The 10,224-nt window shown below is 68.8% G+C and carries 10 protein-coding genes; all 10 read left to right on the plus strand.

The genetic code is table 11. From position 1 onward, the window contains the following. Positions 1-171, plus strand: a 171-nt coding sequence (locus ACLQ6X_RS05925) for a hypothetical protein (protein WP_411699257.1), incomplete at its 5' end; no start/stop codon positions are given. Next, positions 171-932: a succinate dehydrogenase iron-sulfur subunit gene (locus ACLQ6X_RS05930; protein WP_411699248.1), complete on the plus strand. Its 762-nt coding sequence runs from the start codon at positions 171-173 to the stop codon at positions 930-932. The genes ACLQ6X_RS05925 and ACLQ6X_RS05930, both read left to right, overlap by 1 nt. Positions 933-1,131: 199 nt before the next feature. Further along, on the plus strand, positions 1,132-1,509 hold the full coding sequence (locus ACLQ6X_RS05935) for a VOC family protein (RefSeq protein ID WP_411699249.1): 378 nt from the start codon (positions 1,132-1,134) through the stop codon (positions 1,507-1,509). 61 nt (positions 1,510-1,570) lie between these two features. Then, complete coding sequence (locus ACLQ6X_RS05940; protein WP_411699250.1) at positions 1,571-4,018, plus strand: ABC transporter; 2,448 nt, start codon at positions 1,571-1,573, stop codon at positions 4,016-4,018. Between the two features lie 34 nt (positions 4,019-4,052). Continuing rightward, complete coding sequence (locus ACLQ6X_RS05945; protein ID WP_411699251.1) at positions 4,053-5,111, plus strand: YihY/virulence factor BrkB family protein; 1,059 nt, start codon at positions 4,053-4,055, stop codon at positions 5,109-5,111. Between the two features lie 9 nt (positions 5,112-5,120). Beyond that, on the plus strand, positions 5,121-5,966 hold the full coding sequence (locus tag ACLQ6X_RS05950) for an exodeoxyribonuclease III (protein WP_411699252.1): 846 nt from the start codon (positions 5,121-5,123) through the stop codon (positions 5,964-5,966). A 111-nt stretch (positions 5,967-6,077) separates the two neighbouring features. Then, a complete protein-coding gene (gene trpS, locus ACLQ6X_RS05955) occupies positions 6,078-7,085 on the plus strand; it encodes a tryptophan--tRNA ligase (protein ID WP_411699253.1) in 1,008 nt (335 codons plus the stop codon). Beyond that, positions 7,082-7,645 carry a GNAT family N-acetyltransferase gene (locus ACLQ6X_RS05960; RefSeq protein WP_411699254.1) on the plus strand — a complete coding sequence of 188 codons (564 nt, stop codon included), beginning with the start codon at positions 7,082-7,084 and terminating at the stop codon, positions 7,643-7,645. The genes trpS and ACLQ6X_RS05960 overlap by 4 nt, the downstream gene beginning before the upstream one ends. Then, positions 7,645-8,382 carry an HAD family hydrolase gene (locus ACLQ6X_RS05965; protein ID WP_411699255.1) on the plus strand — a complete coding sequence of 246 codons (738 nt, stop codon included), beginning with the start codon at positions 7,645-7,647 and terminating at the stop codon, positions 8,380-8,382. The genes ACLQ6X_RS05960 and ACLQ6X_RS05965 overlap by 1 nt, the downstream gene beginning before the upstream one ends. Before the next feature lie 94 nt (positions 8,383-8,476). Next, positions 8,477-9,874, plus strand: a complete 1,398-nt coding sequence (locus ACLQ6X_RS05970) for an MFS transporter (RefSeq protein ID WP_411699256.1) — start codon at positions 8,477-8,479, stop codon at positions 9,872-9,874. Positions 9,875-10,224 lie beyond the last annotated feature (350 nt).

The raw sequence follows: 10,224 nt of genomic DNA on the forward strand, positions 1-10,224 counted from the left end.
GGCGGCCACTTCCGCGAGGACTACCCCGTTCGTGACGACGAGAACTTCCTCGTGCACACGATGGCCTACCTGACGGGCGACGCGCACTCCGCCGACGCCGTCGACCACATCAAGCTCGACACCAAACCCGTCGTGATCACGCGCTACCAGCCGATGGAGAGGAAGTACTAGTGAGTACTGCAGTCCTGGAGAACAACCCATCCGTGCCCGAGGTCATCCCGACCTTCACGGCGACCCTCATCATCCGTCGCTTCGACCCGGACGTCGACGACGAGCCGCGCTGGCAGGACTTCGACGTCGAGGTCTACGGAACCGACCGCATCCTCGACGCGCTGCACAAGATCAAGTGGGAGCAGGACGGATCGCTGACGTTCCGCCGCAGCTGCGCCCACGGCATCTGCGGCTCGGACGCCATGCGCATCAACGGCCGCAACCGGCTCGCCTGCAAAACGCTGATCAAGGACCTCGACATCTCGAAGCCGATCTACGTCGAGGCGATCAAGGGCCTGCCGCTCGAGAAAGACCTCATCGTCGACATGGAGCCGTTCTTCGAGTCGTACCGCCAGATCAACCCGTTCCTCATGGCCTCCTCGGGCACGAAGGACGGCAAGGAGCGCAAGCAGAGCCCCGTAGAACGCGCCCGCTTCGACGACACCACCAAGTGCATCCTGTGCGCCGCGTGCACGTCGAGCTGCCCGGTGTTCTGGACCGACGGCCAGTACTTCGGCCCGGCCGCCATCGTGAACGCGCACCGCTTCATCTTCGACTCGCGCGACGAGGGCTCGCAGGTGCGGCTCGACATCCTCAACGACAAGGAGGGCGTGTGGCGCTGCCGCACGACCTTCAACTGCTCCGAGGCGTGCCCGCGTGGCATCCAGGTGACGCAGGCGATCGCCGAGGTCAAGCAGGCGATCATGCGCGGCAAGGCGTAGCTGTTTGTTGATTGAGTAGGTCGCTTGCGACCGTATCGAAATCGGGCATTCGGTTTCGATACGGCCGTGGACGGCCTACTCAACCAGCTCCACCGCGCCCGGTCTATCAGACCGGGCGGGCTTTGTCATGGCCGGGCCTCGCAGCGGGGCGCTGGTTATCGTGGAACGACCACCCGTTCACAACAGTGAGGTCTCCCCCATGCTCAGCAGCCACCCCGTCGGCGTCGTGCTCCTCTCGACCGACCTGCAGAAGTCGCGCTCGTTCTACGCCGACGCCCTGCAGCTCGAGATCCTCGAAGAGAGCGACTCGGCGATCGCCTACGCCGCCTCCGGCGAAACGCGCATCACCGTGACATCCAGCACCACCGGCTCGAACGACGAACAGACGAAGGCGGCCTGGCGCGTCGACGACCTGCGCGCCGAACTCGCCTGGCTGAAGTCCCGCGGTATCGAGCCCGAAGACTACGACACCGACGAGCTGAAGACCGTCGACGGCATCGCCGACCGCGGCACCGTCTGGGCCGCGTGGATCCTCGACCCCGACGGCAATGCGCTCGGCGTCGAGCAAGAGAAATAGGCGGTTGTCAATGCGCCGCCGCGAATCGTCGATCTAGGGGCGCCCGAATAGTGTGGGGCCAATGACGTCTCCCACACAGCCCGGATTCGTGCGCGTTCGCGGCGCCCGCGAGAACAACCTGCGAGACGTCGACGTCGACGTGCCGCGCGACAGCATCGTGGCCTTCACGGGCGTGTCCGGATCGGGCAAGTCGTCGCTCGCTTTCGGCACGATCTTCGCCGAGGCCCAGCGCCGCTTCTTCGAGTCGGTCGCGCCGTACGCCCGGAGGCTCATCGCCCAAGGGCACACCCCGCACGTCGACGAGATCACCGGGCTGCCGCCCGCCGTGGCGCTGCAGCAGCGCCGCGGTTCGCCCAGCTCGCGCTCGACCGTCGGCACGCTCACCACGCTGTCGAACTCGACCCGCATGCTCTACTCGCGCGCCGGCAGCTACCCCGCCGACGCACCGAAGCGTCTCGAGTCCGACTCGTTCTCGCCGAACACCGCCGCCGGTGCCTGCCCGCGCTGTCACGGGCTGGGCGTCGCGCACGAGGTCACGGAGAAGTCGGCCGTACTCGACCCGTCGCTGAGCATCCGCGACGGGGCCATCGCCGCGTGGCCGGGGGCGTGGCAGGGCAAGAACCTGCGCGACGTCGTGGCCGGCCTCGGCCACGACATCGACGTGCCCTGGCGCGACCTGCCCCGCGCCTCGCGCGACTGGATCCTGTTCACCGACGAGCAGCCCGTCGTCGAGGTCACACCGCAGCGCGACCGCGTGGCGAAGCCCTACAAGGGTCGTTTCTGGAGCGCGACGAGCTACATCATGCACACGCTCGCGGATTCGAAGAGCGAGCCGCAGCGCAACCGCGCCCTGCAGTTCGTGGAGACCGGACCCTGCACGCTCTGCGGCGGAAGCGGCCTCACCCGCGCGGCCCTCGCCGTGACCTTCGCCGGGCACACGATCGCCGACCTCAACGCCCTGCCGCTCGAGGCCCTCGCCGACGCCCTCCGCCCCACCACGCGGCTCACCGCGGCGAGCGCCGCCGTGTCGTCGAAGGCGTCCGGCGAGACGACCGAGGTCGCGGTGACGATCACCACCGACCTGGTGGCGCGCATCGACGTGCTCGTCGGCCTCGGACTGGGCTACCTGAGCCTCGGCCGCGCCACCCCCACCCTCTCCCCCGGCGAGATGCAACGCCTGCGCATCGCGACCCAGCTGCGCTCCGGCCTGTTCGGGGTGATCTACGTGCTCGACGAGCCCTCCGCGGGGCTGCACCCCGCCGACGCCGAGCCCCTCATCGAGGTGCTCGAGCAGCTGAAGGCGGCCGGCAACTCGGTCTTCGTGGTCGAACACAACATGGACGTCGTGCGCCGCGCCGACTGGATCGTCGACGTGGGTCCCGGCGCCGGCAGCGGCGGCGGCTCGGTGCTCTACAGCGGCCCGGTCGACGGGCTCGCCGAGGTCGAGACCTCGGTCACCCGCCCCTTCCTCTTCGGTGATGCGGATGCGCCCGCGGTCGCGCGGCAACCGCGTGAGGCGGGCGGCTGGCTGAACCTGCGCGGCATCACGAAGCACAACCTGCGCGACGTCGACGTCGACGTTCCGCTCGGCGTGCTCACCGCGGTCACCGGCGTCTCCGGTTCCGGCAAGTCGACCCTCGTCGGGCACGTGCTCGCGGGCATCAAAGACGACGGCGCCGGGAGCGACGGAACCGGCAGCGGCGGTACCGGCAGCGACCAGGTCGACCGCATCGTGCAGGTCGACCAGAAGGCCATCGGGCGCACCCCGCGCTCGAATCTCGCCACCTACACCGGCCTGTTCGACGCGGTACGCAGCACGTTCGCCGCGACGCCCGCGGCCCGCCAGCGCGGCTTCGACGCCGGGCGGTTCTCGTTCAACGTTGCCGGCGGGCGCTGCGAGACCTGCCTCGGCGAGGGCTTCGTCTCGGTCGAGCTGCTCTTCCTGCCCGGCAGCTATGCGCCGTGCCCCACCTGCGACGGGTCGCGCTACAACGCCGAGACGCTCGAGGTCACCCACAACGGCAAGAACATCGCCGAGGTACTGCGGCTCACCGTCGACGCCGCGGCCGAGTTTCTGGCCGACGTACCGGCCGCCGCGCGCAGCCTCGAGACGCTGCGCCAGGTCGGCCTCGGCTACCTGCGGCTCGGGCAGCCCGCCACCGAGCTCTCCGGCGGCGAAGCGCAGCGCATCAAGCTGGCGACCGAACTGCAACGGGCCCGTCGCGGCCACACGCTCTACCTGCTCGACGAACCGACGACGGGACTGCACCCCGCCGACATCCGTCTGCTCGTCGAACAGCTGAACGGCCTCGTCGACGCGGGCAACACCGTGGTCGTCGTCGAGCACGAGATGGACGTCGTCGCGTCGGCCGACTGGGTGATCGACATGGGGCCGGGCGGGGGCGACTCCGGCGGCACGCTCGTCGTCGCGGGCGAACCCCGCGTCGTGGCCGACCACACCACCAGCCGCACCGCGCCCTACCTGGCCGTCGCGATCGACGCGCGCTGACTCTCACGCCCCGCTAGCCACCTAAGGTTGAAAAATGGCCGACAAGACGACCGAGACGCCCGCCGCCCCCACCGGCATCGCCGCCATCATCGAGAAGGTGATGAAGCTGAAGCCCGTGCGGGTCTTCCAGCACTACGCCGTCTCCGGCGGACCGCTGATGGCCTCAGGGCTCGCCAACCAGGGACTGTTCGCGACGTTCGCGGGCTTGTGGGTCGGGTTCTCCGTCATCGGCCTCGTCATCGCGGGTGACCCGGCGCTGCGCGAATCGCTCGTCGACACCATCGCGAACGCGGTACCCGGCCTCATCGAGTCGAGCGACAGCGACGGGGCGATCGATCCCGACGACCTGCTCACCGCCGGCATCCTCAACTGGACCGGCGCCCTCGCCCTCGTCGGTTTGCTCTTCACCGCGATCGGCTTCCTCGGCTCGGCGCGTGAGGCGGTGCGACGCATCTTCTCGATAGCACCCGACTCGACGTTCTTCCTGCTGCTCAAGCTCAAAGACCTCGGGCTCGCGGTCGGCTTCGGCGCGGCCCTCATCGTCTCCACCGTGATCTCGACGGTGAGCACCTCGGCGCTCGGCTGGCTGCTCGACCTCACCGGCATCGGCTCCGAGTCGATGGCCGGCACCGTGGCCGGGCGCATCCTCGGCCTGCTCGTCGCGCTGCTGATCGACGTCGCCGTGCTCGCCGCCCTCTACCGGGTGCTCGCGGGCATCCCCATCCCGTTCCGTCGCCTGCTCGGCGGCGCGGTCATCGGCGGCGTTGCGCTCGGAGCCCTCAAGCTGCTCGGAGGGCTGCTGCTCGGCGGCGCGAGCAACAACCCGCTCATCGCGTCGTTCGCGATCATCGCCGGTCTGCTGATCTTCCTCAACCTGGTCTGCCAGGTCATCCTCATCAGCGCTGCCTGGATCTCGGTCGGCATGGATGACGCGGGCATCGCCGCCGATCCCGTGGCCGCCGAGAAGGAGCGTGCCGAACGCGAACGCATCGAAGAGCTCGAGCGGCTCGCCAAGGCGGCGCAGGAACCCCGCGGGCTCGCCCGCCTCTTCCGACGTTTGCGACGGAAGTCCGATGACGGTGGCGCCTCATAAAATAGGGGCATGCCTACCCCCCTTCGCGTCGCATCCGTCAACGTCAACGGCATCCGTGCCGCCTACAAGAAGGGGATGCGCGAGTGGCTCGACACCCGCGGGGTCGACATCCTCGCGATGCAAGAGGTTCGCGCGACCACCGAGATCGTCGAAGAGCTGCTCGGCCCCGAGTGGGACATCCTGCACGACGCCGCGACCGCCAAGGGGCGCGCGGGCGTCGCGATCGCTTCACGTAACAAGGCGTCCATCCACCGGGTCGCCCTCGGCGACGACGAGTTCGACAGCGCGGGCCGCTGGCTCGAGGCCGACTACGAGGTCGGCGACCGCATCATCACGGTCGTCAGCACCTACGTGCACTCGGGCGACGTCGGCACGCCCAAGCAGGTGGAGAAGTACAAGTTCCTCGACGCCATGACCTCGCGCATGCCCGAGATCGCGGCGCACAGCGAGCTCGGGCTCATCGTCGGCGACCTGAACGTGGGGCACCGCGAGCTCGACATCAAGAACTGGAAGGGCAACCGCAAGAGCGCCGGCTTCCTGCTCGACGAGCGCGCCTACTTCGACCGGTTCTTCGGCGAGGCCGGATCGACCGTCGAGGCTGTCGACGGCAGCACCGGCCCCGGCCTGGGCTGGGTCGACGTCGGCCGCCGCTGGGCCGGCGAGGTCGAGGGGCCGTACACCTGGTGGTCGCAGCGCGGGCAGGCCTTCGACACCAACACCGGCTGGCGCATCGACTACCAGCTCGCCACCCCCGCCCTCGCGGCCGCGGTGCAGAACTACGAGGTCGACCGCGCCTCCGCCTGGGACACCCGCTGGAGCGACCACGCCCCCGTCGTGGTCGACTACGCGATCTAGGCCGACCCTCCCTCGCAGGCTCGGTCGGCGCTGGGGTCGCGAAATCGCTGGCGCGATTTTCATAGCTCCACCGCGCCTACTCAACCCGCAACGTCTGAAAGACTGGACACCATGAGCACCAAGCCCCGCCTCTTCTCCGGCATGCAGCCGTCCGCCGACTCCCTCCAGATCGGAAACTACATCGGCGCCCTGCTGCAGTGGAAGGAGATGCAGGTCAGCCACGACGCCGTCTTCTGTGTCGTCGACCTGCACGCGATCACCGTCGCGCAAGACCCCGCCGAACTGCGCGCGGCGACCCGGCGCACGGCCGCCCAGTACATCGCGGCGGGCATCGACCCCGAGCTGTCGACCCTGTTCGTGCAGTCGCATGTGCCGGCCCACCCGCAGCTCGCCTGGGTGCTCAACACCCTGACCGGCTTCGGCGAGGCCAGCCGCATGACGCAGTTCAAAGACAAGTCGACGAAGCAGGGTTCGGATGCCACGACCGTCGGTCTCTTCGCCTATCCCACGCTCATGGCGGCCGACATCCTGCTCTACAACGCGGAGACGGTGCCGGTCGGCGAAGACCAGCGCCAGCACGTCGAACTGACGCGCGACCTCGCGACCCGGTTCAACTCGCGGTTCGGCGAGACGTTCGTGATCCCCGAGGCGCAGATCCAGAAGGCCACGGCGAAGGTCTACGACCTGCAGGAGCCGACGAACAAGATGAGCAAGTCGGCCTCCACCGACAAGGGCGTCATCTGGTTGCTCGACGAGCCGGCGAAGAGTGCCAAGAAGATCAAGTCGGCGACGACCGACAGCGACGGCGAGGTGCGCTACGACGTGTCATCCAAGCCCGGCGTCTCGAACCTGCTCACCATCTTCTCCGTGCTGAGCGAGCGCACGATCGAGTCGATCGAGACCGAGTACGCCGGCAGCGGCTACGGCGATTTCAAGAAGGGCCTCGCCGAGGTCGTCGTCGAGACGTTCGCCCCGATCCGCGCCCGCACCCTCGAACTGCTCGACGACCCGGCCGAGCTCGACCGTATCCTCGCCCGCGGCGCCGAGAAGGCGGCCGCCATCGCCGACGTCACCCTCGCCACGGTCTACGATCGCATCGGTTTCCTGCCCCGCGCATGATCCCGCCCACCATCCGCTCCGAGCGGCTCACCCTCGACGCGCTGCGGCCCTCCGACGCCGACGCCGTCTACCGGTACTGCCAAGACGCGGAGGTGCAGCGCTGGGTGCACATCCCCTCGCCGTACACGCGCGCCGACGCGCAGTACTTCGTGACGACCTATGCCTCGGATGCCGCGACGAGCGCCGCGCTCACGCTGTGGGCCATCCGTTCCGAGCCGGGTGACCTGCTCGGCGTCATCGAACTGCGCCACGAACCGCTGGGCTCGGCGACCGTCGGCTACTGGCTGGGACACGAGCACCGCGGCCAGTCGGTCATGACCGAGGCGCTCGCGACCCTCGTCGAGTACTCGTTCGACGCTCAGGGGCTCGACCTCGACCGGCTGCGCTGGGAGTCCTTCTCGGGCAATCTCGGGTCGGCCATCGTCGCCCGCCGCAACGGTTTCCACTTCGAGGGCACGCTGCGCAGGGCGGTCGTGCACCGCGACTCCCGTGTCGACACCTGGAACGCGTCGCTGCTGCGCGGCGACGACCGCGAGATCCACGACGGCTGGCCGCTCTGATGATCCCCGCGGTGGTGCTGTTCGACCTCGACGACACCCTGTTCGCGCACTCGCGGGCGGTGGCCAGCGGCGTCGCGGCCTACCGCGCGGCGCACGGCGGGGCGCTCGCGGCGGCCGACGACGCCGTGGAGCTCGCCCGCTGGTACGCGCTCGAAGAGCACCACTACCACCGCTACCTCGCCGGGGAGATCGACTACCGCGAGCAGCGGCGCCACCGCGCCCGCGGATTCGTCGAGCCGTTCGAGCTCGACCTGTCGAACGACGTCGACGCCGATAACTGGTTCGGCCGCTACCTCGTCGAGTACGAGCGCGCCTGGGAGCTGTTCGACGACACCCTCCCCGCCCTCGACGCGCTGCAGGCGCTGCGCCCCGACGTGCGTTTCGGCGTGATCACCAACGCCGAACTGCCTTTCCAACGCTCGAAGATGGATGTCACGGGGCTCGCGTCGCGCATCGAACTCACGATCGCCAGCGGCGATGTGGGCGTCGCCAAACCGCATCCGCGCATCTTCCAGTACGCCTGCGACCGGTTCGGGGTCGAGCCGGGCGCTGCCGTCTACGTGGGCGATCGGCTCGACACCGACGCCATCGGTGCGGCGAGCGCGGGCCTCACCGGCGTGTGGCTCGATCGGAAGGGCCTGGCGACAGACGACGAGAAGGCGCGCGCCGCGGCATCCGGGGTTCTGATCATCTCTGGTCTCGGCGACCTGCCGACGGCCCTTTCGATACAGGCGTAGGGTATAACGGCTGCCAAAAGCGGCCACATCTTCTGCGCCACTCGCGCATCCCCCGCTTTTCCACGTCATTTTCGTTTCGGAAGCAGTTCTCTCCATGTCACACGTCGACGCCACTGTCGCGCCAGCAGCACCCGTCAATCCCCGTTCGCGCGTCATCCTCGCGAGCCTCATCGGAACCTCGATCGAGTTCTACGACTTCTACGTGTATGCCACGGCTGCCGTGCTCGTGTTCCCGATCCTGTTCTTCCCCAGCGACAACGCCGTGGCGGCCCAGCTCGCCTCGTTCGCGGCCTTCGGTGTCGCGTTCATCGCGCGCCCGATCGGCTCGGTTCTGTTCGGCCACTTCGGCGACCGCATCGGACGCAAGGGCACGCTCGTGGCCTCGCTGCTCACGATGGGTATCGCCACATTCATCATCGGTGTGCTGCCGACCGCGCTCACGCCCGGCTGGCAGGTTCTCGCCCCGGCGCTGCTCGTGCTGATGCGCTTCTGCCAGGGCATCGGCCTCGGCGGCGAATGGAGCGGTGCGGCACTGCTCGCGACCGAGAACGCGCCCAAGGGCAAGCGCGCCATCTACGGCACCTTCCCGCAGCTCGGCGCCCCGATCGGCTTCATCATCGCCAACGGCGTGTTCCTCATCCTGTCGCTCAACCTGTCGCAGGAGGACTTCCTCAACTGGGGCTGGCGCGTGCCGTTCATCGCCTCGGCGCTGCTCGTGATCGTCGGACTGTACGTGCGCCTCAAGCTCGTCGAGACGCCCGCCTTCACCAAGGTCGTCGAGCGCGGCGAGGTCGCCAAGCTGCCCCTCGCCCGGGTACTCAAGACCAGCTGGCGTCCGCTCATCCTCGGCACGTTCATCATGCTCGCCACCTACGTGCTGTTCTACCTGATGACCGCGTTCACGCTGAGCTACGGCACGACCGCGTCGTCGCTCGCCGCGGCGAAGGAGGCCGCGATCGCGAAGGGCGCACCGCTCACCGATGCCGCCGCCGCCGCGTTCGTGCCTGGTCTCGGCTACTCGCGCAACGACTTCCTGGTGATGCTCATCATCGGCTGCGTGTTCTTCGGCATCTTCACGCTCGTGTCGGGCCCGCTCGCCGAGCGCTTCGGACGCCGCAAGACGCTGCTGTTCACGACCGTCGGCATCATCGTGTTCGGTGCGCTCTTCGTGCCGCTGTTCGGTGCCGGAACCGTCGGCGTGATGACGCTGCTCATCGTCGGCTTCGCACTCATGGGCCTCACGTTCGGGCCGATGGGTTCGGTTCTGCCCGAGCTGTTCCCGACCAACGTGCGGTACACCGGATCGGCGATCAGCTACAACGTGGCGTCGATCCTCGGTGCGGCCCTCGCGCCGACCATCGCGCTGGCCCTGCTGGCGGCCGGCGACGGCAGCCCGGTGCTCGTCGGGCTCTACCTGAGCGCCGCGGCAGTGATCACGCTGATCGCGCTGTTCATCAGCAAGGAGACGCGCGACATCGACTACGAGGTCTAGGCGCCATGTGTGCGGCCCGCGCCCCCGGGGGCGCGGGCCATTCGCCGTTAAGGCCGGTGTGCAGATCTCGCAACTCAGGCAGAAACCGGCCGATGAGGGGCGGATGCCGATGGTTGGGCGGGCGCAGGGCCGGCCGGTTTGCAAACTGCCTGAGTTGCGAAATCACAGCGAACGAATTTGGCGGGTGCGGCAGATGGCCGGTCCGCGGCAGGTGGCCGGGCCGGTCAGATGGCCGGGCCGCGGCGGTGACTGCGCAGGGCCGCGATGATCGTCGCCAGTGACCCGGCCGGGTCGAACATCACCTGCGCGTAGCTGAGACGGACCACCGCATAGCCCAGGCGGATGAGGGC

It is taken from the genome of Conyzicola sp. (assembly GCF_046714715.1).
GTDB lineage: Bacteria > Actinomycetota > Actinomycetes > Actinomycetales > Microbacteriaceae > Conyzicola.